General features: G+C 57.0%; 24 protein-coding genes. All 24 read right to left on the bottom strand.

Going from position 1 to position 25952, the window contains the following annotated elements; all coding sequences use genetic code 11:
• Window positions 1-13: 13 nt before the first annotated feature.
• The 24 genes from BV106_RS00325 to BV106_RS37885 all read right to left on the bottom strand — a co-directional run bounded on the left by BV106_RS00325 (window position 14) and on the right by BV106_RS37885 (window position 25532).
• Window positions 14-757: a glycosyltransferase gene (locus tag BV106_RS00325; protein ID WP_081891394.1), complete on the bottom strand. Its 744-nt coding sequence runs from the start codon at window positions 755-757 to the stop codon at window positions 14-16.
• Between the two features lie 48 nt (window positions 758-805).
• The gene (locus tag BV106_RS00320; protein ID WP_265595168.1) at window positions 806-1570 is read right to left on the bottom strand and encodes a glycosyltransferase family 2 protein; all 765 of its coding nucleotides are present in this window, start codon (window positions 1568-1570) and stop codon (window positions 806-808) included.
• Window positions 1571-1586: 16 nt separating this feature from the next.
• The gene (locus BV106_RS00315; RefSeq protein WP_265595180.1) at window positions 1587-2420 is read right to left on the bottom strand and encodes a glycosyltransferase; all 834 of its coding nucleotides are present in this window, start codon (window positions 2418-2420) and stop codon (window positions 1587-1589) included.
• 373 nt (window positions 2421-2793) lie between these two features.
• Window positions 2794-3957 carry a glycosyltransferase family 1 protein gene (locus BV106_RS00310; RefSeq protein ID WP_038158674.1) on the bottom strand — a complete coding sequence of 388 codons (1164 nt, stop codon included), beginning with the start codon at window positions 3955-3957 and terminating at the stop codon, window positions 2794-2796.
• Window positions 3954-4847 (bottom strand): glycosyltransferase family A protein, encoded by an 894-nt coding sequence (locus BV106_RS00305; protein ID WP_051944590.1) that lies wholly within the window; start codon window positions 4845-4847, stop codon window positions 3954-3956. The genes BV106_RS00310 and BV106_RS00305 overlap by 4 nt, the downstream gene beginning before the upstream one ends.
• Complete coding sequence (locus tag BV106_RS00300; RefSeq protein ID WP_038158671.1) at window positions 4844-6307, bottom strand: hypothetical protein; 1464 nt, start codon at window positions 6305-6307, stop codon at window positions 4844-4846. The genes BV106_RS00305 and BV106_RS00300 overlap by 4 nt, the downstream gene beginning before the upstream one ends.
• 42 nt (window positions 6308-6349) lie before the next feature.
• Window positions 6350-6952, bottom strand: coding sequence for a DapH/DapD/GlmU-related protein (locus tag BV106_RS39160; protein ID WP_038158667.1), 603 nt, complete (start codon window positions 6950-6952; stop codon window positions 6350-6352).
• On the bottom strand, window positions 6952-8016 hold the full coding sequence (locus BV106_RS00290) for a hypothetical protein (RefSeq protein ID WP_038158665.1): 1065 nt from the start codon (window positions 8014-8016) through the stop codon (window positions 6952-6954). The genes BV106_RS39160 and BV106_RS00290 overlap by 1 nt, the downstream gene beginning before the upstream one ends.
• Window positions 8017-8034: 18 nt before the next feature.
• Window positions 8035-10467 carry a glycosyltransferase family 4 protein gene (locus tag BV106_RS00285; RefSeq protein WP_038158661.1) on the bottom strand — a complete coding sequence of 811 codons (2433 nt, stop codon included), beginning with the start codon at window positions 10465-10467 and terminating at the stop codon, window positions 8035-8037.
• A 37-nt stretch (window positions 10468-10504) separates the two neighbouring features.
• On the bottom strand, window positions 10505-11704 hold the full coding sequence (locus BV106_RS00280) for a glycosyltransferase family 4 protein (protein ID WP_038158658.1): 1200 nt from the start codon (window positions 11702-11704) through the stop codon (window positions 10505-10507).
• A gap of 41 nt (window positions 11705-11745) precedes the next feature.
• Window positions 11746-12672, bottom strand: a complete 927-nt coding sequence (locus tag BV106_RS00275; protein WP_038158653.1) for a hypothetical protein — start codon at window positions 12670-12672, stop codon at window positions 11746-11748.
• 170 nt (window positions 12673-12842) lie between these two features.
• Window positions 12843-13586, bottom strand: coding sequence for a class I SAM-dependent methyltransferase (locus BV106_RS00270; protein WP_265595167.1), 744 nt, complete (start codon window positions 13584-13586; stop codon window positions 12843-12845).
• Between the two features lie 124 nt (window positions 13587-13710).
• Window positions 13711-14646, bottom strand: coding sequence for a glycosyltransferase family A protein (locus BV106_RS00265; RefSeq protein ID WP_038158646.1), 936 nt, complete (start codon window positions 14644-14646; stop codon window positions 13711-13713).
• Window positions 14647-14746: 100 nt separating this feature from the next.
• Window positions 14747-15556 (bottom strand): FkbM family methyltransferase, encoded by an 810-nt coding sequence (locus BV106_RS00260; RefSeq protein ID WP_038158643.1) that lies wholly within the window; start codon window positions 15554-15556, stop codon window positions 14747-14749.
• Between the two features lie 19 nt (window positions 15557-15575).
• Window positions 15576-16850 carry an ABC transporter ATP-binding protein gene (locus tag BV106_RS39155; protein WP_038158640.1) on the bottom strand — a complete coding sequence of 425 codons (1275 nt, stop codon included), beginning with the start codon at window positions 16848-16850 and terminating at the stop codon, window positions 15576-15578.
• Window positions 16851-16870: 20 nt separating this feature from the next.
• Complete coding sequence (locus BV106_RS00250; protein ID WP_038158637.1) at window positions 16871-17791, bottom strand: glycosyltransferase; 921 nt, start codon at window positions 17789-17791, stop codon at window positions 16871-16873.
• The gene (locus BV106_RS34815; RefSeq protein WP_051944588.1) at window positions 17788-18720 is read right to left on the bottom strand and encodes a glycosyltransferase family A protein; all 933 of its coding nucleotides are present in this window, start codon (window positions 18718-18720) and stop codon (window positions 17788-17790) included. Before BV106_RS34815 ends, BV106_RS00250 begins: the two co-directional genes overlap by 4 nt.
• 9 nt (window positions 18721-18729) lie before the next feature.
• A complete protein-coding gene (locus BV106_RS00240) occupies window positions 18730-19500 on the bottom strand; it encodes a class I SAM-dependent methyltransferase (protein WP_051944586.1) in 771 nt (256 codons plus the stop codon).
• A 13-nt stretch (window positions 19501-19513) separates the two neighbouring features.
• Window positions 19514-20776: an ABC transporter ATP-binding protein gene (locus BV106_RS00235; RefSeq protein WP_038158634.1), complete on the bottom strand. Its 1263-nt coding sequence runs from the start codon at window positions 20774-20776 to the stop codon at window positions 19514-19516.
• 28 nt (window positions 20777-20804) lie between these two features.
• Window positions 20805-21632, bottom strand: a complete 828-nt coding sequence (locus tag BV106_RS00230) for an ABC transporter permease (RefSeq protein WP_038158632.1) — start codon at window positions 21630-21632, stop codon at window positions 20805-20807.
• A 5-nt stretch (window positions 21633-21637) separates the two neighbouring features.
• On the bottom strand, window positions 21638-22267 hold the full coding sequence (locus BV106_RS00225; RefSeq protein WP_265595165.1) for a YdcF family protein: 630 nt from the start codon (window positions 22265-22267) through the stop codon (window positions 21638-21640).
• A gap of 353 nt (window positions 22268-22620) precedes the next feature.
• Window positions 22621-23316, bottom strand: a complete 696-nt coding sequence (locus BV106_RS00220) for a glycosyltransferase family 2 protein (RefSeq protein WP_038158627.1) — start codon at window positions 23314-23316, stop codon at window positions 22621-22623.
• A gap of 2 nt (window positions 23317-23318) precedes the next feature.
• The gene (locus BV106_RS00215; RefSeq protein ID WP_038158625.1) at window positions 23319-24803 is read right to left on the bottom strand and encodes a glycosyltransferase family 39 protein; all 1485 of its coding nucleotides are present in this window, start codon (window positions 24801-24803) and stop codon (window positions 23319-23321) included.
• A 90-nt stretch (window positions 24804-24893) separates the two neighbouring features.
• Window positions 24894-25532 (bottom strand): glycosyltransferase family 4 protein, encoded by a 639-nt coding sequence (locus BV106_RS37885; RefSeq protein WP_343123370.1) that lies wholly within the window; start codon window positions 25530-25532, stop codon window positions 24894-24896.
• Window positions 25533-25952 lie beyond the last annotated feature (420 nt).

Here is a 25952-nt window from a genome sequence, read left to right as displayed (position 1 = left end):
GAAGAGGAGCTCATCAGACAATCGAGGACCACTTCGAACGCAGACGCCAGACGTCGCGGAACATTCTGAAGGAATCGCGGAACAGGTGAATCTTGCCTCCAGGGATCTCGGTCCAGTCCACCGGGAATTCAACGATTGGGACCTGCGTGTGCACCAGTGCCATCATGAGGTCCACATCAAAAGCAAATCCAGAGGTGGTGAGCATGGGGGAGATCTGTTCAAAGGCAGACCGAGGCACCAGCTTGCATCCGCATTGAGAGTCATAGACGGGCACGTGGAGAAGCTCCGATACGAGCGTTGCATACACCCGTCCGACGAGGTGGCGGTGAAGAAGCCGCCTCACGTTCCGGCCCAGCATTTTGATGCGAGAGGCAAACCATGCGTGGTTGTGCAGCCCCAGGCTGGATTCTGCCCGGGCGGATCGAATGAGCCGTGCAATCTCCCGGGCCGGCACTGCGCCGTCAGCATCGGCGAACATAAGCCAGTTCTCATTGTCGTGAGCCTGCCAGCCCGCGTATACTGTGCCTCCTTTTCCGATGTTCTCAGGAAGTTGGAGAGTTGGGCGCAGGAACGGGAAATGGATGCGGAACTCGTCAATGAGTGCGCAAAGGCGCTCTGGTTCATCTCCACCGCTTCCATCATCTACGGCCAAAATGGACACGCCGCCCAGTTGCTGCATCTCAGTACAGAGCTCCGTCAGGAACGGGCGCAATCGGGTGCTTTCACGGAAGCAAGGGATGACAAGAAGCGTAGTCAAATGGGTGGCAGTTCGACCTGTCGTTTAGATGTTGATGTCCGTAGCAATCTACGCGAGCCGACGTGCAAGGAGATGAAGCGCGAGCAGCACCTCCGCGAAGACACGCTGTAGAGTGTAGAACCAGCCGCGCCACCCATCAAGGATGAGTCCCTTGAAGATCAGGCAGTAAAACAAAATGGCGATGGGTGCAAAAATGCAACTGCGCCGCAGGCGATCAGGCCAGTTGAGTTTGCTCCAGCTGGCCAGGGATAACTTGTCACATTCCAGGACCGCATAGCTGAGTTGAACAGAAAGCCAGCGGGACAGGCTTTTCCTGTCGTCGTGTGCCAGGGGAGTCTGTAATGCAGATATCGGCCCATTGAGATGGACGCGATGGCCATGACCGTCGTCCAAGTAGCTGGCCGCAGCCCTTCGGTAAAGGCAGGTTCGTGGTGGATAGAGGGTGCCCCGCAGCGGATGGCCGGCGATACAGTAACGAAATGGCACGCTGTACCCTACAACGCCATCGGAATTGTCCAACCGCGTCAGTTCGGCGATGAAAGCTGAGTTCGCCACATAGTCCGCATCCATGGAGAGCACCCACTCGGAAGCGATCAACGACAATCCATGGTTGCACTGTTTGGCGAATGATTCGAAACGGTGTTGAACCAGGTCAACGTTTGGGAAACTCCGGGCAATTTCTACAGTTTCATCAGTGCTGAAGCTGTCCAAAACCAGCACCCGTTCAAAGCCTGCCAGAGGCTCAAGGCACCGGGCAATGTTCGGCGCTTCGTTCCAGGTCAGCACAAGCGGAGTGATGGCGGATAGTTTCATGAAACCGATTGCCGTCTCAACGGGCGTAGGGGGTCACTGCCTTCAAGAAGGATTCGCCTGCTGCCTGAGGGCGGAGACGGGAGTCGTAAAGCTCCTTCGCGTTCTTTTGCATGCTTGAGCGGGCCGTGGCGTCCATGGCAAACCACCTTTCCAGCAGCGAGCAGACGCCTGATATGCTGGCTTCTGCGGAGAGTCCGGCTTGAGCCCCGGTGATCAAGTCGCAGATGTTGACTTTGTCTGAGAGCAGGGCAGGGGTGCCACAGGCCATGGCCTCGCCAACGACCAGCCCAAAGTTCTCCTGAAATGAAGGCAGGACAAGTGCGGCGGCTGCTGCCAATTCCTGCCACTTGGCCGTACCGGTGACCATGCCTGCAAACGTCACGTCGCGATGCAATTCCAATTGATGACGTGCGCACAAGCGCTGCAGGTGTTCAAGGTATTGAGCGGACACAGGAGGACCCGCAAACCGGAGGTGAGGCCACGAATCTCGTGGAATGGCGCACCTGTTGACCCAGGCTGCAAAACCTTCGATCAGGAGATCGCAGCCTTTCTTGGGATGAAGTCGGCCGAGATGGAGAAGCACGGTTCGGTTTGCAAGTTCTGGATGCCTTTCCTGCCACCCACTCTTCAGGACCGAAGGCGCGGCCGGGGGCGCGTCCACCCCCAATGACGCCACCCGCCGGTCTGCAGAAATTCCTAACAAGGCGGGGGCGGCGGAATCGCGTTCATTTTCGGTGGTAAACCAGAATGCAGACGCTTCTTGAAGGACTCGTCGGGTGACGAGGGCCCAGTTGACGGTCTTTAGAATTCGCTTGAGCAGAGATTGCTTTAGAGCCCAAGGATCGAGCATCCCATGAGGGGCAACCACATAGGGCACGCCATCCTTTTGCCGGAGCATGCGGGCTGCCGAAGCATGAAACTGCCAAAGACCGTGCACGATGACCAAGTCCACATCCGATGACAACTTGCGCAATGCGGGCAGGAGTCTTGGGCTCCAACCATAGTGAGTATGTCCAGGACCTGCGAAATGCAGAGGAGTTTGCCAACTGCTTTTCCACTCTGCTGTTGGCGCGTCGAGCGTCACTGTCAGGGAGGGGTGTCCCAGGGCCTGACAAGCACCTGCCAAAGTCTGGACCGCCGTCGTGGTCCCGCCATGGGCGGGATTGACCGAGTGGATGAGATGGAGGATTTTCACCAGGGCAAGTCCTTCGGCGTTGGATGATCTACACAACGGGGCGGTTGAGGGTTGACCGGTACACTGCGTTCAGCTCATCAGCGAACTGAGTGAGGCTGAACTGGGCTGCACGCTTCCGGCCGAGTTCACCCTGGGCTGTGCGCCAGACACTGCCCAACTTGAGTTTGGAGGCAATCACCTGGGCCGCCTCCGCAGGTTTTTCAGGGTCGAAGTACTGGATTGCAGTGCCTCCAATTTCCGTGAGGGGCGGGCGGTTCGAGGCGAATACGGGACATCCACAGGCCATTGCTTCAAGGGGGGGCCAGCCGAATCCCTCCTCCAATGATGGAAACACAAGTGCTTCGGCTTGATGGTAGGCGAGGTGGATCTCCCCATCCGAGGGGGATGGGTGGCTGAAGACAGATTGATCGAGCCCCATACTGTGGATCAGGCATGTTTCCTCGTGCCGCAAAGGCTCACCATAGAGATGGAGCGGAAGAGGGGTGTCCAGCAGTGGCCTCAGTGCGGCATAGATATGCAAGAGTCCAATCCGGTTCTTATACCAGGCGCTGTTGCCAACATGGAGCAGGAAGGGGGCGCTTGCGGCTGGGGCAACCGGCAATGGGGTTTCAAATTCTGGGGAGAGTGGATTGTAAACGCGGGTGAGATGAGGCGGGCGGTGAAGTCTCCCCGCGAATTCCCGGCAGTCCGTGAGTGTCTTGTCTGATGCGCAGACGATGGTGTCTGCTGTCAGCATCGCGTCCAGATTGCGCTGGTGGTGCCACTGACCGAAGCTATTGCGACGAACTCCTTCGTGCTGTCGAAGACGTGATTTCGCAGCGATGAGGTCGTGGCAGGTGACCACAACAGGGCACTGGGTGAATCCTCTGACGTACAACGAATTTCCCTGATCGAGGACATGAAGCAATACGCGACGTGACCGTCCGTGACGGGCAACCTCGCGTGTCAGAGTTTTAGGAAATAGGATGTACTTGTCGACATAGGTCGAGATCTTGGCCAGATGAGGGAAGCGGCGGCCTGCCTGGCCAAACCGCTCGCGGGGTTGCAAGGTCAGCACACTCTGGCCGGAGTCACGCAGGGCTTTTTCAACCAATCGCATGTAGCGCTCCATGCTGGCAAGGCGCTCGGGGGGGTAGGTGCCAGCCAGAATGATGAGAGGCTGTGCAGCGGATTCTTCGGCGTTGGCAGTCACGAAGTGGGATCCTGAACCAGGCTGCGGGGGCCACCGGCGACCAGAGGGTGCATGGATCGTCGCAAGATCAGCCAGGAGATCACTGCGGTGCCGGATTCAGTCTTTCTAAACCTGCGATGTCTAAACAGATGACGGGGAATCGAGAAGATGCCGGCCAGGAGGCCAGCATGCCACCCGGCCCGAACTGAAGCCACAATCCTGCTGGCAAGCTGAAGCAGGCCCACGGGCCAGAGGTAAATGGGGAACCGCAGGAACGGCAGGAGGGCGGTATTGGCAATAATGCCCGCATGAAGCACCTCGTCAGGGGTGGTCACGGGTTTGCGATCGTGAACCACCCGCAGTTCAGGATCGTGAACCATGATGCCCCCCAAAGCGTGCAACTGGAGGCTGAGGTCCACCTCTTCCATGCAGTAGGCAATGGGGAGTGGGACATAGCCCTGTGTCTTCATGAACCATTCTTTGTTGTAAACGCAGCCACACCCTGAAAAAACGCCCAGGCGCATCAAGCCTGGGAACTGAGTTTCAGACGGCTGGCTTGCGGCACTGAACATGGCGGCGAGAGGCTCGATGTTCACCAGCCTCTGGATCCTTGCGAAATAGTCCGGCGTCTCAGGAAATGAATCGTCATCAAAGTTTGCCACCCATTTTGTCTGGGCCGCGTGGACCAGAGCATTTCTGGAGCCTCCCGGACCCAGCAGTTGATCACTCTTGAGGATCTTGACGGCGGGATGAGCGGCCTGAATGGCCTGTTCCATTTCATTGTTTCCCCCATCGATATGAACGATCACTTCAACTGGAGCCGGATCACAGGACGCAATGACCGCAAGGGTGCGCAGAGTCGCCTCCTTGCGGTTGCATGCGGGTACCACTGCTGTGACCGGCTCCTTCATCTGGAGGGGCGGCGATTAGGAAATGCAGGTGTCGCCGCGGCCGGGCCCGTTCCGGCTGGCGTGGGGCTGGGACTGGAACGATTTCTCATGGGATGAGCCTGACTCAACCATGGGGTTAACGAAAGGCCATAGGCCCCCCAAAGAAGGAAGCTTGCCGTGTGATTCAACACCATGGACATGAGGAAGAAAGGAGGCTGGATGAGAAGCGCGGCAAGAACCAATGACTTGAGGTCGCCAGTGGGGAGGAGTTTGAAGGTGGTGAAAGTGTTCTTGAGCACCAAGAGCCGCAACGCGTACCATGCGAGGAACCCGGCCACGCCCAACTCTACCAGGACACGTGCCGGTTCCGTGTCAAACATAGGCGGTTCCCGGAGAGCTGGCGGGAGATCTAGAGCAGACCGGAGGCGATAGCTGACAGGGTGCGAAACACCGATGCCAAATCCCAGCATCCCGTTCGAGTCCATCGCTTCCGTCAGCGATTTCATTGGCCCGCTGTAGATTCGTTCCCAATAGGTGTCGGAGGCATTCAAGTGTCGCGTCTTCCACTGATCCAGCGCTTCGCTGAAAATGACGAGGCTCACCAATGATGCTACAACAGCGGCCACGGCCACCACCCAGATCCTGTTGAACAACTGCTTGCCGCCGTACATCAGTCCGAGTGCCATGTAACCCAGGGTGATGGAAACAATCGAGACAACGCAAGCCCGGGACCCACCCATGAAGGCATTCGCGATCAGCAATGGTAAATTTGCCACCAACCAGAACCAGCGATAGCGGGGTTGCTTGGTGCCCAGCAGGCAAAGATGGAGTGCGAAAGAGATGACAACAAATGTCGTGTGTCCAGTCAGGTAGGAGAAGGTGCCGGTGATACGCGCCGTTGAAGTCCCCGCGAATGTGGTGATGACTGAATCCTCCAAGTTCTCTGCGTAGATATTCAGAATGCTCGAACTCGGTACCGCGAATTGAGCTATCCCGAGCAGACAAATTGGGGTGGCGATCAACGCGTACCGGGTGATCCCCCGAGTGAGGTCCTCATGATTCCGATACAGATGGGGAATCATGAAAGCGAGCGGGATATAATAGAAGTAGATCTTCAGGCCATAGATGGCGATGAGGGCTGACTGAATGTTTGGGTTGATCGCTGAGATCGCAACGATCGCGCAAAGGAGTGAAACAAGGAACAAAGGCGCGGCCAGGTTCCGTGCCCGGACTTCAGGGTCAGGAAAGAGGAAAAAACGCACGTACGCTCCAGCGAGAACGAAGTCCTTGATGAAATAGACCACCTCCTGCTGACCAGGAAGGACCCATTTGCGAATGGCGCCCTCGAAGAGAACCAGCACAAAGGCTGTTTTGACGGCCAGCTTCCATTTGAAGAAGGACAAAAGGAAAATGATCGTGCCACCGATGGCGGCGATAACGAGCATCTCTGCAAGGCCGAGACGGGCTCCTGAGGAAAACATACTAGGGGGAAATTGAGTTAAAAGCGCCGGAACGCCAACGGGTTAGGAGCGATCAGCGAGCGGTAGCCAGGCGGCGTAGACTGCGACCATCGCAGCCGGGCGGTAGTTGAGCGACTCGCATCGTGTCTTGGGAACGGGCCGGGCGGGATTGCCGACGACGATGGTGTATGGACTCACATCTTTGGCAACCACCGCCCCCGCGCCGACGACTGCCCCCTCGCCGATGGTGACGCCTGGGAGAATCAAAGCGTTGGTGCCGATCCAGGCAAAGTCGCCCACCGTGATGGGGGCACTGATGGAGCGCCAGGAGGGATGAGAAGGATCGTGGCTGCCAGTGAGAAGCTTTGCCCCATCATTGATGCAAACGGAGCGCCCGAGCGTGATGGGAGAGACGACTGAAAGTTCCACCCGGCCGACAAAGGTGTCCTCCCCAATTTTGAGCTGGGAGAGATCAGCAGAAAAGCCCTTGGTACTGGAAACAAATGCTGAAGACGAGATCGTGGCGCGGTGGCAGCGCAAGCGGGCGTGCAGCGCCCACTGCTGCAGAAGAGGGATGAACTGGAGACCGCGTTTGGCCCATGCTTTCCACCAAAGGGGATGGAAGAGCGGAGGCCGCTGGCGATTTTTCCAAAGGGTGAAGATCATCACGGTTGCAGCGCAGCGGCATACAAGTTTGTGGTGGCATGCAGGCTGTGGGGTGCATACCACGTCAAGGCGTGGGCGGAAAGGGCATTCAGCGCGGGCAAGGGGATCGCGGTGCTCTCCACGAGAGTGTAGTGCATCCCTTTCTGTAGTCCATCCTCAGTCGACGCAGCGTCCTTCTTCAAGAGGGTGGGAATCCCGTGGGCGGCGTAGGCGGCAAAGATCCCTGATTTCCCGAGATAGCCGGGGTAGTAGTCCAGATAGCCCAAGCGGGTTTGTTGCAACAGGGACGTCACTTGCGAGGCTGGAAGGTGGCCGTGATTGATGACTGTGAGGGGGAATCCCGGAGGGGGATTCAGATCGTTGCCCCGCCCGATAAAATGGATTTGAGAGACTTGAGCAGCCTCCCAGTGTGGTTGGAGAGTCTCCCAGTCTACTTCCGAACGGAGTCCAGATCGGAACAACGTCATGGCAGCCGGCCGCGACGAAGGGAGCGGGGGGCGCAGAGCCTCTCCGAGATTGGAGAAGACGGGGATGGCAGCGACCGGAGAAGAATGCTGCGGGGAGACCGATTCAATCCATCGAGCGTACAAGCTGCGGTTCGTGAACCTGCGGTGAGACAGCCTCGCGAGGCGCCGGATGATTTGCTTCTGCAAAAAGCCAAGCCAGAAGGCACTGGTCGTGATTGGGCCGGTGGCGTATAGCTCGTGAAACATGGTGTGGAGCGTCAGTCCCGGGTGCCGGTGAAGCAACGCCTGCAAGGCTTTCAAGAGGCCGAAAGGGATCCCTCGTTGCTGGTAGCCATAGGGGGAGAACTGGAGGACAACCGCATCAATATCCGGGTATAGCGTTTCCAAGCTCTCGAGCAGAGACGCTCCGCTGCTGGCAGCGTAGTGATAGCCTGACGGTGGCGCGGGATGATGCGAAGGTGACCCCGTCTGCAAAGGAACAAGGAACTGTGAGCTGATGGCGTGTTCTCCCGCCAGATTTTCTGAAAGGAGGCGGGCGTAGTCCCCTACTCCGCAACTGACTGAGGGAAGATTGGGTATGATCTGCAGAATACGCATGGCCTCATTGCCCGATGACTACCGGTGGCGGGCAAGCAGTTCGGCATAGATTTCGCGAATCTGGGCGCGATATTTGGAGGGAGGAAAACTCGCGGCAAAACTCGCCGCCTCTGCGCTGTCCTGACCCACTCTCGAGAAATCGTTGAGGTACCACTGAATGCGGGAGCTGATCGCCGTGGATGAGCGGGCGGGTACTCTCCAATCCGGGGAAGGAAGCGGCACTCCACAATGGTCCGTGGCAATGACTGGCATGCCACAGGCCATCGCTTCGATGGCGACAAAGCCAAAAGAGTCTCCCAATGACGGCATGACCAAGATGTCATGCGACCAGTACTGTTCGCGGAGCTTGCTCTTTGGAGCATAGGGAATGACGTCTGGAGGACGCCGGAGGACGTTGAGGAAGGGCTGCATGTCGGGGGATACATTCCCCACGATGGTCAGCGTCACCGCGTCTCCTAGTGGTTGGAGGGCGAGCAACAGGTAAGGCAAGCCCTTCGCCAGGATGCCTGCTCCCGCAAAAAGTACCTTGAGGGGGGCCACAGGAGCCGTCACAGGTCGTCCCTTCGTATGCCAGAGGTTGGTATCCACCCAGAGCGGCACCGCACGAAGCTTCTCTGCGGGCGTGCCGAGTTGGGCGTGAAGGTCACGCTGTAGGGCGGAACAGAGCACAATGATATCGGCCAGTTCCCGTTCCCGCTCCTTGCTCCGGCTCATGTCCTGGGTTTCCCGTGGCGCGGGAGGAGGCAGCCCCAGTTCCCCGGCCGCAGCATTCATGGTTGCTTCGAGAAAGGGTACGGGTATGCCGTGGCAATCCAGCAGGCACATGGCTCCCTGTCGCTTTGCGGCCTCGAACAGCGTCTCCGAGCAGGACTCCGCGCCGACGACCAGCGCGGGCTTCTTCCTCCGAAGAATCGCTGCCGCCGCCTGGCCAAACCAGCGTGATGTATCCCATGGGGTGCCTGGCCGGCAGGTGCCCATTCTGTTTCCCAGTTGACGAACCACCACGGGCCAGGGGTTTTCGATAACCTTGGCTGGAGGAATCAGATCCCCTCCAAGGGCGTCCACGGTGACAATGTTGCGAACGCGGGAAAATGCGCTTCCCCAGGTGCCAGCACCGCTGTAGACGGTGCAATAGTAGGCATCAAGAAGCCCGGCTTCGTGGGCGGCCAGGGCCATTTGAGGTATTTCATGGAACCCTGAATAGGCGAGAAAGACGCCGCCCTCGTGCGAGTTGTCCTGAGCGATGTTGCCTTCCGCCATGGCAGGATCCTGGGCTGCGGCAGGAGACGGCGGGAAGGCGCTCAGCGCGTGTTCCAGACCCTGCGCAATGGCGTCGAAGTCCCAGTGTTCCACTTGTTCTCTGCTCAGCGTGCTGGCCGTTCTCCTGATCTCCTCTGTGCCGAACACCTGGGCGACTGCTTTCGCGAGGGCGGGGGCGTTTCCTGAGGGAAAAATGACGCCATTCTTGCCTTGAACCACAAGATCCTGGCCGGAGCCGACAACATCGGACAGGATGACGGGCTTGCCCGCATTCATGGCCTCGTTGACGACAACTCCCCAGGGTTCGAATCGGGAAGGAAGAATCAGCGCATCGCAGAGGGCATAGTATGATGGCAGTTGCGTCTGGTTGAGGAACCCGGCAAAGCGAACGAACGGCCGGATCTCCGGGGAGAGGGAAAGCTCGAGGGATTGCTGGAGAGGGCCGTCACCCGCCAGAACAAGCACGGGAGGCTCGCTCAACAAGTGGAGGTCCTGCAGCGTCTGCCAAGCTCGCAAAAGGACGTCCACAGCCTTCTCAGGGATGAGGCGCCCGACAAACAGGGCCACTTTCTGATCCGGGCGAAGATGCAGACTGGTGCGAAGTGCTGGAGTCTTCTCCTCAGCTCGGGCACAGCGTTGGCGAAAGAACTCATTGTCCACCGCATAGGGGGTGAGAGAGATCTTCTCGCTGGGGACACCATAGGCTTGGTAGAACTGCTGATTGGCCGAGCCAATGGCAAGGAACCGGTCAACAAAACGAAACCAGAAGGAAAACAGCAGTTTGTGAGCAGCCCTCCGGATGGGCCCTCCTTTGACGCAGGGCAGGCTCGCCTCTCCCCGGAGCATGACAGGCAAGCGCTCCCGCCAGCCGGCAAGCCACGCCGCCCGGGTAAATGAACAACCCCACCCATGTATCCAGAGAATCCCTGCCCCGGATGTTTGCAGGGCAGCAGAGCACTCTCGGAGTTGATTCCAGAATCCGTGGGAGGCAAGGACGGTAAACGAATAGCCTTCCAGCAGAGGAACATCCCACGTCAGGGACTGGTTGAACCCGGGGTCAAAATACTCAGTGGCACCGTCCGTCGTATTGTAGAACACGTGCAACCTAAACCCCTGTTCCGCCAAGTGCCGCAGCATGGGCGAGTGGTACTGGTTGGGGTGGCTGATGAAATAAGCGATGAGAGGCTTCAAATCGCAGGGGGGGAAGTGAAGAGGGATGGCGGGAGACTTAGGCAGGGTGCTGATCCGGGACAGTGAGCCATCCTTCGCGATGAAAGTAATCAACCTGGCGGGAGGCATTCAGTTCACTGCTCCAAGCCTCCGCCTTCTTGCGTGCGTGTGCTCCCATGGAGGGAAGGGCGCTCCGGTCATCGACAGCCTCGCGCATCTTTTCCACAAGGCTTGAAACGTCCCCCACCGGGTAGGTCCAGCCCGTGATACCTTCTTCCACAAGATCCGGACCTGCTCCGATGCAATCTGACACGATGACGGGATGCCCGCAAAGCATCATCTCGTTGACCGGCAGTCCGTAAGGTTCGTGGTCTGAACAGAAAACAAGGACGTCGGAGGCCGTGTAGTAGGTGGGAAGATCACTGTATTTGACGAGGCCGGCAAACTTCACGGACTTCTCCAGCCCGAGTTCTGTGACCTTGGAACGAAGCTCTCCGTCGAGCGGGCCGGACCCAATCATGAGCAGAGAGGCATTGGGACGGTTCAATTGGGCCATGGCAAGGATGGCGTCGAGAGGGCGTTTTCGGGGGAGGAACTTGGCGCAGAAAACGAAGACCACATGCTCCTGGGGGATCTCGAGCTTCTCGCGCATCAAGGCGACATCCGTGCTGGCGGAGACGTTGTGAATATGCTCCTCATCGACCACGTAGGGGGTGACGGTGATGCGATCCGGCCTTACGCCAAGCTGCTCCAGGAATAGACGGGATGAGGTCGAGGAAACAAAAACGCCGTCCGCGAGATGGTTGTACAGCCAGCGGAAAATGAGCGGCTTCAGACGCAGCTTCCAGCCTCCCGAGCGAACCGACCCGCGCATGGATGTGGCATCCGTCGAGAGAATGAGCCGTCGCCGGTGCCATTTTGCGGAAAGGATGGCGAGCCAGTAGCTGACAAGGAAATGCCCATAGACCACGATGATGTCATGACTGGCCGCAAGATGCCATGGATCAAGGGAAAGTCCGAGCAGGGGCCCTGAGGAACGATTTCCTGCCAGAGGGCGTGCAACCCGCTGCTGGTAGCCATCAAGGCGGGTCGTGTCGAAGGCGGCCTTGTTCAGAAATTCCTCGCCGGACATGTCTTCTGCAGAGGCCTTCAGGTAGAGCACTTCGGTCTCCAGACCGGTGTGTTGGGACAGCAGGCGAAAGGGTCTGGCGTTCTGGATCGGTGCCAGTCCGACGAAGAGCAGTCGAGTTTTGCCCATGAATGGATGACTTGAAACGCTGAGGCCGGAGTGTTGCCGGCTCAAGCGCTATGGTAGAACCGGCTCACGGCTGCGGCGAGTTTCAGATCGAGCTGGCGCAGCAGGACCTGGCCCGCGGTCCAAGGTCGAATGACCCCGTTCGCATGACGCCAGAATTCCCGGTGTGCTGCTGGCACCCGTGTGCCGTGCCGCAGCAGGCTCCCGAGGTATCGACGTCTCCATGGCTTGGGGTTGTCAACAGCATGCCACATGACGTCCATTCCAGGCGTGAATCCCATCCCCTCCATCCCGAGTGTCGATAGAGGAGACGGATTGATCATGCACGCGACGTTCAAGGTGTCTTGATCTGTCCCAAAGAAGGGATCACGCCGGGTGCCTGGCTTGAATGCGGAAATGCCGATGCCGATATTGGGCAGATGTTGCGTCGCGTTTTTCCAATCTTCCAGCAATGAGCGATGTTCGCGGCGCACGCCTACGAAGCCGCTGTTGAACGACCGGCTCAGTTCATGGGTCACCTCACGGCCAAGTTGCTGTGCGGCGAATTTTGCCCACTCCTTGCGGATGAAATGGTTGGAGCCCATGAGGCCGAAACAGTTGTCTTCACAGAGGGCCACGCCGTCTCTCATCCAGGATTCAAAGAAGCTCCAGGGAGCCCCTGGAACAATATCTGGATCAAAGTAGGAGATGGAGGTCAAGTGTTCATACTTGTCCAACAGTGACAACATGTAGTCTGCTTTCTGCGAAGCGAGAAAGGCGGGACTTTCCGCAATGTCAAAATGCAGAGTGACGGGTGGCACCTCGAATATGCCCGAAGATGACCCGACCCATGGGGGGAGGGGAGGCCGGTACAAGACGCGGATGTCACCCTGAAACCCGTGAACGACGAGGGCATTGACCAAGGCCGCGAGACCGTAGTGATAGTCACCTTCTACGCAGGTGCAGATGGCGGATGTGCGGTCTTTTTGCAAGAGGGGAACTCAGGTTGGTAGAATGCAAAGTAGCCCGGCAGCAACGCATGCCGCAACATCAATACGTGGAGACACGCCGGATCATAGTGGATGATTCATTTTGATGCCGTTTGCCTGAGGTCGCGCGTTCCTTTGTCAGAAATGGGCCGGTATTCTTTTCTGAATTCACCTCAAGCAGATGCGGGCGGCATCGGGCTGCTCCGTGAAAGGGGGGACGGAATGGGGACTGGTTGCCCATTCTTCACGTAGGCCACGGCAAGCGTTGTGCCCTCAATCCAATGCAGGGGCCATCCTTCAGCGATGCGTTCTTTCAAGTACTCGACCACACCGTAGTATGGAGCATCATGCCATACGACAAGGCCGCCGGCAGGCGAGAGCAGTCGCAAGGCTACGGCGGTGTCATTGGCCACATATTCCTTGGTATGGGACCCGTCAATGAACACCATGTCCATCATTTCCACGTGCGGAGAGAAGTCGAAGTTTGCCGAGTCCCCGTAGAGTTGGGTGATGCTGGCGGCCTGGGAAGTGCCTGCGAAGCGGCAACCGCTGGTGACCTTCAGGTTCAACTGGGAGTCTACGTTGACTTTCCCGCTGTCATTGGCGTCCTGTCCGGGAGGCAGATTGAGCGTCCAGACCCGGCCTTCTGGCGCAATATTTGCGGCCAGTGTGCGGGTGGTTCTGCCATCAAAGGTGCCAATTTCAAAGACGTTTGTGGCCTTCAGTTGCGCAACCATGGAGCCCAGAGCCAGGAGCTCGAGTTCAGAGGTGTTGTGAGTGTCTGATCGCACCGGGACAAGCACCACTTCCAGCGGATCTGACAAAAGGGCGGACAGTCGCAAGGCGCGCTCCCACAGTGGATTGGTTAGTATCAGGTTGGCATGGTGGTTGCGCATGCGCCACGCTGGGCTGGACATGACCATCAAAGGCATTGGCACCATCCGCGTCATGGATTTCAGCCACATTTGGAACTGGTGCCAGTAGGCGGCAATCATCTGGATATCTGGATATGAATTAGAGGGAAAGGCTTCATGGAGCCTTCTAGGAAGATCGGGGGGCGAGCCATTGCCGCAGTCGGTTCGACACACTGCGAAGACGAAAAACTGGCCCGACTCCGATTGTGCCAGAGAGGAGGCGGAGAAAGGCATGCGAGCTGGAGACCGTGTTTCTCCCCGCTGATTTTGCGAGTTTTATCGCCTGGGTGGCTTCAGCAAACTGCCGGTTGGCGTAGAGTTTGTAGGCATGCTCCATGAGCAGTTCGCCCACGACAGGTTGGTACTTGGCAGGCAGCTCCTGAAGGTACTTCTCGTACACCGTCAACACATCGGACTGGAGCTGGTGGAGGTTCGTTTCCGTGAACGTGATGTTCCCGTACCGGCAATAGGTGCATAGCACTTCGGGAATGGCTCTGAAGCATGTGCCGGACAATATCAGCCTAATGTGGAGGTCGAAATCCTCTCCGCCGCGAATCCCCTCCCTGAATCCGTTGATACGGCGCAGGGATTCCGTGGGGTAGAGCCCGCAACCCATTGGGAGGTTGTTCTTCAAAAAAACTCCGAGATTGTTTTCCCCGTTGAGGTGGGTGAACTCATACGAGGGGCCGTGCTTTTGAGAGCCGACGTGGTAGATGCGCATCCCACAAAACAGGAATTCATCGAGCTTCGGGGTGGCCGCAGTGACAATCTGCAGATAGTCTTTGTCGAGCCTGTCGTCCGCATCGTGGAAATGCACCCAAGGGCAAGAGGCCGCCTCGATCAGTTGATTGCGGGCGTGCGCGGCCCCGCGGTTTATTTTGCCGGAAATCACGCGATCGACCCCCAGTGAAGTTGCAACCTCCGCTGTGGAGTCAGTGCTGGCGTCGTCGTATACGAGGATCTCAGAAAATTGTGGCGACTGGGCCCTGGCGTCCGCAATGAGGTTTCCTATGAATGGAGCCGCGTTGTAGGCGGGAATGAGAAGTGAGATCTGTGAATTCACGGGAGATCCTGCTCAATCATTTGATGCTCAATGAGTGAGTGGTTTTCGCGGGGCACAGTTGCGTGAATGTCGCAATGATGCCCGCAGCCTCAATCACCAGCTAGTCGACAGTTGCGTGAATGTCGAACCAGGTTTTGTAGCCGAGCACGTCTTTGTAGTGGTGGTCAAGCCAGGCGTGAAGCGCCTCCTCCATGGACTGCCATTCTCCGGGGGTGTCCTCGCCAAATGGCCCGGTGGAACACACCGAGAAGCTCCAGCCCGTGGAAGTTGTGGGACTTGCGGGAGGCTTGCGAAACTTGGCTAACGTATTGCGCAAGCTATTGATCGCAGGGCTGGACTTGAAAGGGCGCACGAATCTACTGAAGGCTCTGCGGATCGAAACGGTCTCCACTAGTTTCTGCGTAAACACTCCTTGTTGGATGCATTTAAATTTCGTGTAGCCTTTTTCTTTAAGGAGGAAAAAGTCATCAGCAGAGGTGACCTCCATCGAAACATACTTCGGACGGTCGGAGATGTCGATGTCAGCAACAGCCACATGGTCATAGCCTTCTATATCCACCTTGAGGTAGTAGGGAACGCCATGTCGCTGGAACAGGTTTCGCATGGGCAGAGTTTTTACTTCGATGGGACGGCAAGGGTTCCCCAGCTTCGAAGCCTGTTCCCGGTCAAACGAGTTCAGCACCTTCACCTCATCGCAAATCCAAAAAGTGGCCACACCTTCTTCTTTCGCAACCGCTGCCTCCACGATCGTCAATCGTGCTTCCTCGACATCCTTGGCAAACCGTATCCTTGCAGCGGCGATCAGATCCGGGTCTGCATCAATGGCGACCACATTGTATCCTTTGTCCAGATAGTAGGCTGTGTCCTCACCACTGTGCATGCCAACGTCATAAATGAGGTTAGAAACCATATGGATAGGAAATAAGTAGTTAGACTGACTCGAATGAAACAACAGGCGCCATCAACCCTGGCCGGACGTGGTGCCAGTAGGGGGATTCGCTCAAGCCGCCGCGAATCTCAAAGCTCACGGTGGGGGCGTTGACCATGGGCTGACTGATCCACTGTGCGGAATGCACCAGAGCCACCAGTTCGATCCGGTACCCTCCTTCATTCAACCAGTGTTCTGGAAGCCATGCCAAAAGTCTGTTTTGGCCGCGTTTGATGAGGGGCCATTGGTCTGGCGCAGTGTCGGTGTGAAGGGACCACCACAGGGTTTCCCCACTTTGTGCGTAAACCACGAACCCAATCGTGACCATAGGATTAGGGGCTTCAACCTGCCCCTCTATGAGCACTCCAATTCGCTGGTTCGCACGGATGGATTTGCCCAAGAGACCAAGCGACTCGTTGACCAGCGCCAACCGTGTCGGGGTAAAGCCCGGATTGGACGGCCCGTCTTCATTCTGCAGGGTCCATTCAGCCTCGGTGGAGGTTTGATCTGAAAGGTAGCCATTGATGACGTCGTCTGGAGTTCCGTCATCCACGACCTTCCCTTTGACGAGGCACACGCAACGGGTGCAGAGGGTCGCCACAGCATTGAGCTGGTGGCTGACAAAGAGGACTGTGCGACCGCTTTTCGCGACGTCCTTCATCTTACCGAGACACCTTTTTTGAAATTCGGCGTCCCCCACAGCCAGCACCTCATCGACCACGAGAATCTCCGGATCCAAGTGGGCTGCGATGGCAAACGCCAGCCTCAAATACATGCCGCTGCTGTAGTGCTTTACAGGAGTGTCCAGGAATCTCGACACATCTGCGAAGTCCACGATGGTATCAAACTTGGACCTGATCTCTGCCATGGACATCCCGAGGATGGCACCATTGAGATAGATGTTCTCCCTCCCAGTCAGCTCAGAGTGAAATCCTGTCCCTACTTCAAGAAGGCTGGCAATTCTGCCTCCCAAAGTGACGCGGCCGCAGGTGGGTTCAGTGATGCGGCTGAGAATTTTCAGCAAGGTTGACTTGCCTGCTCCATTCCGACCAATGATGCCGACAACTTCGCCGGACTTGATTTGCAGTGAAATGTCACGAACGGCCCAGAATTCTTCGCGGGTTTGAGTTGGTGATTTGGGACCTCCCAAACCGATCATGCGCTTAAACCTGCCCGCCAATACATCTCGGAATGCGGTGTAGCTTTGGGACTGACCTGCGTGGCGAAGATTGTACATCTTGCCAATGTTTTCAATGGTGATGATCGCATCAGACATTTAGCGTACGGGGTACCGGTTCAGTTGTGTTGTGATCTGAATCCGGAGTTGGAAAGTTCGCGGGCTGCCCGTGCTTTTCCGCGGTGGCGGGCATCCAGCATTTTGCGTTCAAATGAGGATACCAATGGACGTTTGAAAAGGTCTAGCAGTCTCCGACGCCAGCCAGGCTCTGGATCGAGTGGACCTCTTCCAATCCGCCCGCGCAATTCCTTCGAAAAAGCCATCGCTTCAGCAAGCTGGAGCAGGTATTTCTTTGTAAGGCGTTCTGAGGGAATGAGGTGGGTCAGATGGAGCGAAGTGAAGACGCCGGCACCAAACCCCATGTCGATCGCGGTGAGTACGATGTCGGTATCCCCCCCGGAGGTGAGGCTGCTGCCGCACCGGTCTAAAGACAGTCTAATGGGGCTGGAAGCCAGGGCCGTCGTGTATGCATCTGCGACGTCTCTGCGAACACACAAGCCAGCCCCTACGGGAAGCTGCTCGAGGTTGTAGCTGTTTCCCCAAATGTCGCGTTTAGTTTTCACAATCGCCAACCAACCCAGGAGTCCGTCATACCAAGGGGGCGGCGAGGACTCAAACTCGCCGGAGACGTTTGCTCCAAAGGCCGCGATATATGGTCGCTTTGCCGCAAGGTCAGCAAGATTCTCCAAGTAGTTTGAGTCCAGAACGTTGTCGTCATCGACGAATAGCACAAGGGTGCCTTTCATTTCCTTGATGCCACGCAAGCGGGCATAGGTAAGACCGAGAGTTTCCTCCCTGACAATGCGTGCACAAGGGTGCCAGCGAAGGTCCAAAAGCGGTTCGACGGGAGGCGTGGATGCATTGTCAACCACAAGCAACTCCCACTGCTGCGTGCTCAGCGTCTGTAGTTTGAGCGCGTCAATCACCCGGGTCAGGTGGCCGACCCGCGCGTTGTGGGTGCAGATCACGACCGAAATCACTTTTGCAGGAGGGGGCGGAATAGGGTCTTCCTCATGAAAGGAACCACTGCATCAAGGTAGAACTGAAGGGCGAGTTGCCTGTCCAGACTGAGCGGTACCATGAAGATTCTCAAGAAGAGCAGCAAGTCAGCGTAAGTCCGGGGCTTTTTTGCTGCGGCAAGAAGCAGGGGCCGCCCATAGTTGCGGTAGAGCCAGTGATGCGCATTCCGAATCGCTTCCTTACGGGCGTTCCTGGGGATCAGGCGCGAGTTCTTCGCAATGACTTTTGATCCGTTCTCGAGCATTCTGCGAGTGTTGTTTGATGCACCCGCCAGATGGCGGCGGTAAACTAGGGCCGGGCGGTCTACTAGCACCAGTGCCCCAGCCGCCGCAAGCCGGATCCAGAGATCCATGTCGTCACATCCCCAGAGTGAGGAGTCGAACCCTCCCAAGTTGCGAAGTGATTCAGTGCGCACCAGAAATTGCCCGGGCGAGCGGAACGGGTTTTGCCCCAGGACGGTAGAGGCAGTGATGGTGCGTGGTTCGAACTGTTCAGATGCAACGTCGGTATCGCCCGCATCCATGAGCGCAACGGTGCCAGCGACACCGGTCCACGGATGTTGATCCAGCATCTCAACCTGCCACGCGAGCTTGCCCGGGGGCCATAGGTCATCATCGTCCAGAAACGCAACATACCGGCCCCTGGCCTGCGCGAGACCGCGATTTCGGGCGACGGCCTGTCCTGAGTTATGCTGTGTCGAATAGCGGATTTTGCCATTCGCCACAAGCGGGCGCAACCGCAAATCGGTGGCGTCTGTTGAGCCATCATTGATGACGATGATTTCGAAGTCATCAAAGGTCTGTTGGAAAACAGAGTCGAGACATGCCAGAATATACTCCGCATGATTGTAGGCTGGAATGACTACTGAAACCGTGGGCAGAGCGTCCATGCCTCACTCCTAATTGGATGCAACTGCGATCAGGTACTTCCAACCTTCGAGTGGCGCGGTGGCCGGGATGCTGCGGACCGACTCAGGAGTGAAATGTCGTCCAAGGAACGTTGGTCGGGACTGGCAAAGGGCCACTGTGACATCGTTCGAAATGTGTGCGACGTCCAAATGATGCAAGGGATTGAAAATACGCCTGCCCAAAGTGTACAGTCGCGTGCCGGCTCTCAAGCGTGTCCACCTGGGGAATCTGCAGCGCTGGCCGAACCATTGCACGTTCCGAAAGATGGAGCGCAGTCGTGCTTTGAATTCACCTGGTTCCATTTCAGAACAGTGGAAAGGATTCTCCTGACACCCTTTTTGGTACACGTTCGGATTGGGGGTGGAGATGATCAATTGACCATTGGCTCTGAGCAGCCGACCACACTCTTCTAGAAAACGCTCAGGGTGTTGAAGATGCTCAATCGTTTCAAAAGAAACGATCAAGTCCAAAGAACAATCAGCCAACGGAACGGCTTCGGCACTGCCGATCCTTGCATCAACACCATACTTCAATTGAGCGTGAGCGACGGTCGTGGATGCGACATCGATGCCTACGACGGACAAAGCTCCAGATCTGGCAAGCGCAGCAGTGCCATAGCCTTCACCGCAGGCGATGTCAGCGACATTTTTCCCCTCAGCGAAGGGCACTGCGAAGCGATATCTTTCCACGTGCTCCCAGAAAGTCGCGGTGTCAACCGCTCCCGGAATCATGCGTTCACCCGTGTAGGCCAGTGGGGACATCCAGGTGAGGCGGCTACGCCGCGAACATCCACTCCAGTTTGGGTCTTACTACGCCAGGCCATTGGCCCATGGCGTCCCCGCGTGTGCCGTCACCTGTGGTGTCATCGATAAGCAGCAAGGCGAGCACTTCTCGTTCAAAAGCATGCAAAGTGTTGGGATTGTAGCTGACCAGGCCGATGCTGAGGGTGTGGTAACCTTCAGCGAGAAGGTGCGCCGGGACAAGACAAGTGGCGCTCAGACAGCCGATCCTTTCTGAGGTCCGCAACTGGAAGGCGGCAGATCCGAAAACGATGGTCCCGGCATCGTTAACCAGTTGGATGGCCGGAAGGGCCCTTTTTGCGGAGGCTGCGAGTTCGTAGTCGATGGTGCAACAGAGGGGGGCTCCGATGGAGAACACCGGGGGGCTGTTTCCCTGCAGGTCGTGCAGGCGTGCGCCATGAATTTTTGCGATGGTGTCTCCCACGGGTGTGGGCGGGTGCCAGCTCGCTGAAGCGCTGTTGTGGGATGCCTCAAGATAGCGATGGGCCGCTTCTTCAACCTTGCCGTCGTGAGTGACGGTGCCTTTGTCCAACAATATGGCGCGACTGCAGAGCCGCGTGATGACTGACATCGAGTGGGATACGATCAGAATGGTTCTGCCGGAGCCGCTGGCATCCTCCAACTTCCCAAGGCATTTCTTTTGGAATGCGGCATCGCCTACGGCGAGAACTTCATCCACGATAAGTATTTCCGGCTGCAAGTGGGCAGCAACCGAGAAGGCCAGCCGGACATACATGCCGCTGCTGTAATGTTTTACTGCAGTGTCTAGAAATTGCTCCACCTCTGCAAAGGTTGCAATGTCATCGAACCTGCGCCGGATTTCGGCGCGTGACATGCCGAGGATGGCACCATTGAGGTAGATGTTCTCCCGTCCCGTGAGCTCGGGATGGAACCCTGTGCCCACCTCCAGAAGGCTGGCTACTCTTCCCCGCAGGGTAATTTTTCCTTCTGTCGGCTCTGTAATGCGGGCAAGAAGTTTGAGAAGGGTGGACTTGCCTGCGCCATTGCGGCCGATGATCCCTAAGATTTCCCCCTGGCCAACATCGAATGACACATTTTTGACCGCCCAAAAGTCTTCTTTGGTGGGACTTTCTGCTGGTGTTGACTGGCGGCGGAAGGGCCTTGTGACGCCTGACATCAGCACGTCACGGAAAGAGGCGAATCGTCCAACTGCACCCTTATGGCAAATGGAGTACCGCTTTCCAACATGATCCACACTGATGTGGGCTTCTTTCATGAACGGCGGAATTCAATGGACGGTCCGGCTAAATCACGTCAGCAAAACCACGCTCCATCTTCCGGAAATAGCGGACTCCAAAGATCAAGAGTGCCATTGCTGTCGAAAGAGAAATGGCCAAGGCTGGAAGATCCAGACCCGACGAATCACCCAAGCACCAGCGGAATCCATCGATGACGCCGACCATGGGGTTGAGTGAGTAGAGCAGGCGCCACTGTTCTGGTATGACAGAAGAACGGAAGCCAACGGGGGAAACAAAAAGACCAAACTGGACGATGAAGGGGGTGATAAATCTGAAGTCACGGTACTTCACGTTGAGCGCGGTGATGAGCAGACCTGGCCCAAGTGCGGCCAGCAAGGCCAGAATTACAAAGACGGGAAGGGCCAGAACCTGCCAGCCCGGGGCGTAGCTGTACCAAATCATCAAGCCAATCAGAATGACAAACGAGATGGCAAAATCCACCAGACTGACCACAACGGTGCTGGCGGGCAATATCAGCCGCGGGAAGTACACCTTTGAAATGAGATTGGCGTTGGAAACGAGGCTCTGACTCGACTCGCTCAGAGCATTGGAAAAGAACTGCCATGGCAACATGGCTGCGCCCACCAGAATGGCGTAAGGCAGGGGGCCAGATGGAAGCTTTGCGACATTGCCGAATATGACGGTAAAGATCACCATGGTGAGCAGCGGGCGAATGAGCGCCCACGCCACCCCGATGGCGGTCTGCTTGTACCGAACGAGAATATCCCGCCAGGCCAGAAACCCGAAAAGCTCCCGGTAGCGCCACAGGTCCCGCCAGTAGTGCGCCTCCGCGCGTCCGGCTTCTATAATCAGAGGGTCTTTAGGGGATGACATGACTTTTAATAGCGGATCAAATAGTAGACGCTCTTCAAAATTTCGCTGAAGAAGTTCATGAACCCATCTTCCTTCAACCACCATTCATCCGAAGAATAGCGAGGATGCGGGACAGCCTTCACGTAGATCTTGACCCCTGTGCTGCTCAATTGACGCTCAAGGATCCACTTGGCCCGTCTGGTGTGGAAAGGATCGGTGGGCACCACTATCGACTTTGGGTAGTGGGTGGTGATCCAGAGCCGGAGCCCTTCCGCCTCGTCCCTCGTGCTTGTCACGGAGTCTCCAAATGTTTCCACCTGCGTTCGAGGTATTCCCAGCTTTTCAAGAAGGGCAATGTTCATTTCTGACTCAGAGCTAAGAGCCAGGACCCGTTCGGATGGCAGCATTTCAGTTTTGGCAACCAGTATCCTCTCGGCCACGCCAGATTTTACGAGCTCAGCCGCCGCAAAAGGCCGCCAATCTCTGCCCCCGCCAAGCACTACGACAACATCTGCCTGAACCACGGGATCATCAACAATCCACATCCTGGCACAGCTGCGGAGCAGGGGTTCTCGGAAAAACCATGCGATCGAAATGGCCACAACCAGAACGATGGCTGCTTTGAGGACACTTCTGGCGATGCGGACGAGAAACAAATTCAGGAGTGGTTATTAAGTGAGGGCATTCGCCTTCCAACTAGAGGGGGGGAGGGAGCTGGTTTCCCCGAGCTCGGGAACCGACGCTCTTCCCCGGCCGGGCCCCGAGAGCTAAGAACCTGTTTGGATAAAAACATCTGGGTGTGGCAGGATAAATTGAGGGATTAAGATGAGAGAGGCTTCGCCGAGGCTGAATCTGCCCCTCCGGGTTGCGGTCCTTTTGAGCCTGGACGGCGTTGCTCATCGGTTGTGAATCACGATTCACGCCCTCTTCGCGCCTTGTCCAGACTCAAAACGCCTCGCAACACACCCAGCGCTTTTATCCAAACAGGTTCTAAGGGAACGACGGCATGCTACTTTCGCAGCGAATACTTCAGGATGCAGATGAGTGCGCGCACGCCGTCCTTCCAGGTGATTTTTTTTCCTTCTTCGTAGGTCCGCCCATAGTATGAAACGGCAACCTCGTACACGCGAAGGTTCATCTTGCTTACTTTCGCAACCAGTTCCGGTTCGATGCCAAAGCCGGTCTCCTCTATGTTTATCTGGCGGAAGACTTCAGAATTGAACAGTTTGTAGCAGCACTCCATGTCTGTCAGGTTCAAGTTCGAAGCCATGTTTGAGAGCGTCGTGAGTACCTTGTTGGCAACAGAGTGCCAGTAATAAAGCACCCTGTGAGCCTGCCCGCCTGCGAACCGGGTGCCAAAAACGACGTCGGCCTTGCCCTCCAGAAGTGGGGCGGCGAGATTTGCGTACTCACGTGGATCGTACTCCAGATCTGCGTCCTGGATGATGACGTACATTCCAGTCACCTCTTTCGCGCCGGTCCGGATTGCCGCACCTTTGCCCTGATTCCGAGCATGAAGCAGCACTTTGATCTTTGGAGACAGTTGGGTGAGCCTGGCGAGGATCTCGCGGGTTCCATCGGTTGATCCATCGTCCACAATGATGAGTTGCGAGACAATGGGCTGTGCGAGGACTGCGTTGACGGCTGCCTCGATCGTGGCGACCTCATTGAAGACGGGGATGATGACGGAGAGGCAGGGCTGCATGATTATTGAGGCTTTGGCAAGGCCTTGGGAGCGCGGATGGGGTAGGAAGTGGGCCCCAGGCCCCCTTGCCGTTCTACGTAGTCAACGATCTGCTGATCTTGATCAAAGTGTCGCCACTCGGGCAGCTGGGCGGGCCCTGGAGCAGAAGTGTTGGCCCGGGACACAAAGTAGCGCTCCTTTATGCCGGCACCGGTATACTGAAACAGCAGGACATCAGCGAGTTTTCGATTGGATTCGACAGACTGGAACGGCTTTGCAAAGAGAAAGAAGGCAGGGCCTGCGATCGTGCAGATCACAAAGAGCCAGCCGACAGTGCCCATCTTCAGCGAGGGTGATGCAGTATCTTCGGGAGATGGAATGGACGCTGCCAAGATAACGGCCAGGCCTGCCAGGAAAATCTGCAGATAACCGAAGCTGCCGAAATGGCCCACGACAAAGAACCCCAAGGGCGGGACAATCCACAGCGACATGAACCATTTACTACTGGCGGAGAGCTTGAAGTTGCGCCGTCCGGGATACAAGAGAAGCAACAAAGCTGGAAGGCTGACGAGCATGTAGAAGCCCAGCTTCAGTGCCTGCATGAGAGTCAGGCGACCGGCGTGTGCCAATGAGGGAGCCGGGGCGTTGTAGCTGCGATAGTCTGGCAAGAGATGCCATCCGAGGAAGTCGTTCGCGACATAGGCCACCTCAATGAAGGGCCAGTGATAACCACCTGTGAACTGGTTCGACTCTTCGATTTCTGCTTTCTCACCAAGCCCCAGTTGCGCATGGTTGTATGCAGTGGGCATCATGACCTGCATGCTCCAGAAGGCACTTCCTGCACTCTTACCCGTGTTGCCAGAGGCGGCTGCGAGATAGTGATTGTTCGCCTTCGTCCACCCGAAGATGATCAGGCTGGCAAGCGCGATCTGGAGCAAGGCAAGCCATGGCCGCCCAGTCCGCCACAGGACGTAGCAGTACCAGGGGGCAAGAAAGGCGGTGGTGGTCTGACGCAGGGCTCCGGCGATGGCCCACAACACCGTGGTAGCGATAAGCCAGCCAGCCTGTTTTTTTCGACAGGACATCTGGCCGCAAAGGGCGATGGCCGTGGCTAGCATGCCTTCGGTCGCATACGACAACGCAGTGTTGCCGAAGTACAGGACACACAGGCTGCATCCGTAGGCCGCTGTCGCGTAGAGGCTCTGTCGTCTGGGAAGATCAAAAGATCTGGCGAGCGGGTAGCACAAGAATGTGCCAATCATCGCGGCAGACACGTTTATCAGCGAGTAGCTGTCGATGATATTGCCCACGATCTGGTTGATGCTCCAGCCTAGCAAGCAGTATCCAAAATATCCGGGTGAATGGGCGATCCAGGTGCCCAGGCCTCCAACCGCGTAGCCGATGGAGTCACCGCCAATGAGAGTCGCTGGCCAGTAGGCCAGTCGAATTGCCAAAAGGCCGACCAAGATCACCACGAGTCCCGTCAGATAGCGTCGATCAATGTTCATCAAGTTGAGATAGTCCCACCGTAGGGAGAGGAGTTGCCCCAGCGTATTTCGCCAGGAGGCTCGGCGCGGGAATTCGGATGACCAACCCGTCTAGATGCGGCGGGCTCCAGGCGTGCCATTCTGCTCCCAGAAATTCAAGTACCGGGCGGCCATTTTCTCCGGCGTGTAGTTGGCCTTCCAGAGTTCCGGGCCTTGATTGGCTCTTGCCAATGTTTCTTCGGGATGCGTGCAGCAATAGAGCATGGCATCTGCCAGAGCGGTGGTGTTGGCGCGGGGGACGACCCAGCCGGCTCGGGAGTCGCCTAGGATCTCCCTGCTGCTACCCACGTCTGAGGCGATGACGGCCCGGCCACGTGACAGTAACTCGAGCATGACCAGGCCAAAGCCCTCGTAAGTGGATGGCATGATGCTGACATCGATGCTGTTGACCAGATCATCCAGCTGGCTGGGAAGGTAGCTTCCGTGAAAGAACACGCGGTCTCTGAGGCCTAGGCTGAAGGCCAGTTCCTGGGTCACAGCTTTCATCGGTCCATCCCCGTGAAAATGAAGTTCTGCATCCCCTCCCCGATTAACGCAGTCAGCAAGAGCGGCGACTGCAAAGAGAGATCCCTTCATCGTGGCCAGACGTCCAAATTGCCCGAAACGCATCCGCCCGCCTGTGAGCTTCAACGGATGAACCCGGGATGGCGGGAAAGTGCTGGGCCTTACGACATCGACAGGCCGTTCCATTTTGTAATACGAGATGGCGGATTGGCGCTGACGCTCGCCGTGTACCGAAAGCGCTGTAACCGAATTGCAAACCTTAAACCACAGGGGCTGGTAGTGAGGACATGCAGGCCCCGCCTCACTAGGATCATGCACGAAGAAAGGAACTGCGTTTTCGGGTTTGGCGTGCAGCGCTACACATGTGAGGATATCATTGGTGGGAGACCAAACAAGCGTAGGCGGAGAGTGGGCGGCTCGCCGCCAGAGTTTTGAAACGATCAACCGGTGGGGAAGCAAATATCTCCGCAAAATCCGTACAGGCGGCCGATAGATGGGGATGGAGCTTTGATGCAGGAACTCCGCCCAAGTGGAAGACGAGGGGGTGTACTCTGCCGTGAAGACACTCACTTCCCATCCAATTTTCTTTAGCTCGCCAGCCAAGAT

Source organism: Verrucomicrobium sp. BvORR106 (genome assembly GCF_000739655.1).
Lineage (GTDB): Bacteria > Verrucomicrobiota > Verrucomicrobiia > Verrucomicrobiales > Verrucomicrobiaceae > Verrucomicrobium.
Note: the sequence above shows the minus strand (reverse complement) of the source record. Positions and strands in the feature narration are given on the sequence as shown.

What these genes read in the sequence shown, in the direction of transcription:
- BV106_RS00320 (WP_265595168.1), bottom strand. Translation starts at nt 1,570, where the DNA reads ATGAAACTATCCGCCATCACTCCGCTTGTGCTGACCTGGAACGAAGCG.
- BV106_RS00315 (WP_265595180.1), bottom strand. Translation starts at nt 2,420, where the DNA reads ATGCTCGATCCTTGGGCTCTAAAGCAATCTCTGCTCAAGCGAATTCTA.
- BV106_RS00305 (WP_051944590.1), bottom strand. Translation starts at nt 4,847, where the DNA reads ATGAAGGAGCCGGTCACAGCAGTGGTACCCGCATGCAACCGCAAGGAG.
- BV106_RS00300 (WP_038158671.1), bottom strand. Translation starts at nt 6,307, where the DNA reads ATGTTTTCCTCAGGAGCCCGTCTCGGCCTTGCAGAGATGCTCGTTATC.
- BV106_RS39160 (WP_038158667.1), bottom strand. Translation starts at nt 6,952, where the DNA reads ATGATCTTCACCCTTTGGAAAAATCGCCAGCGGCCTCCGCTCTTCCAT.
- BV106_RS00290 (WP_038158665.1), bottom strand. Translation starts at nt 8,016, where the DNA reads ATGCGTATTCTGCAGATCATACCCAATCTTCCCTCAGTCAGTTGCGGA.
- BV106_RS00280 (WP_038158658.1), bottom strand. Translation starts at nt 11,704, where the DNA reads ATGGGCAAAACTCGACTGCTCTTCGTCGGACTGGCACCGATCCAGAAC.
- BV106_RS00270 (WP_265595167.1), bottom strand. Translation starts at nt 13,586, where the DNA reads ATGTCCAGCCCAGCGTGGCGCATGCGCAACCACCATGCCAACCTGATA.
- BV106_RS00260 (WP_038158643.1), bottom strand. Translation starts at nt 15,556, where the DNA reads ATGGTTTCTAACCTCATTTATGACGTTGGCATGCACAGTGGTGAGGAC.
- BV106_RS39155 (WP_038158640.1), bottom strand. Translation starts at nt 16,850, where the DNA reads ATGTCTGATGCGATCATCACCATTGAAAACATTGGCAAGATGTACAAT.
- BV106_RS34815 (WP_051944588.1), bottom strand. Translation starts at nt 18,720, where the DNA reads ATGGACGCTCTGCCCACGGTTTCAGTAGTCATTCCAGCCTACAATCAT.
- BV106_RS00240 (WP_051944586.1), bottom strand. Translation starts at nt 19,500, where the DNA reads ATGTCCCCACTGGCCTACACGGGTGAACGCATGATTCCGGGAGCGGTT.
- BV106_RS00235 (WP_038158634.1), bottom strand. Translation starts at nt 20,776, where the DNA reads ATGAAAGAAGCCCACATCAGTGTGGATCATGTTGGAAAGCGGTACTCC.
- BV106_RS00230 (WP_038158632.1), bottom strand. Translation starts at nt 21,632, where the DNA reads ATGTCATCCCCTAAAGACCCTCTGATTATAGAAGCCGGACGCGCGGAG.
- BV106_RS00220 (WP_038158627.1), bottom strand. Translation starts at nt 23,316, where the DNA reads ATGCAGCCCTGCCTCTCCGTCATCATCCCCGTCTTCAATGAGGTCGCC.
- BV106_RS00215 (WP_038158625.1), bottom strand. Translation starts at nt 24,803, where the DNA reads ATGAACATTGATCGACGCTATCTGACGGGACTCGTGGTGATCTTGGTC.
- BV106_RS37885 (WP_343123370.1), bottom strand. Translation starts at nt 25,532, where the DNA reads ATGGAACGGCCTGTCGATGTCGTAAGGCCCAGCACTTTCCCGCCATCC.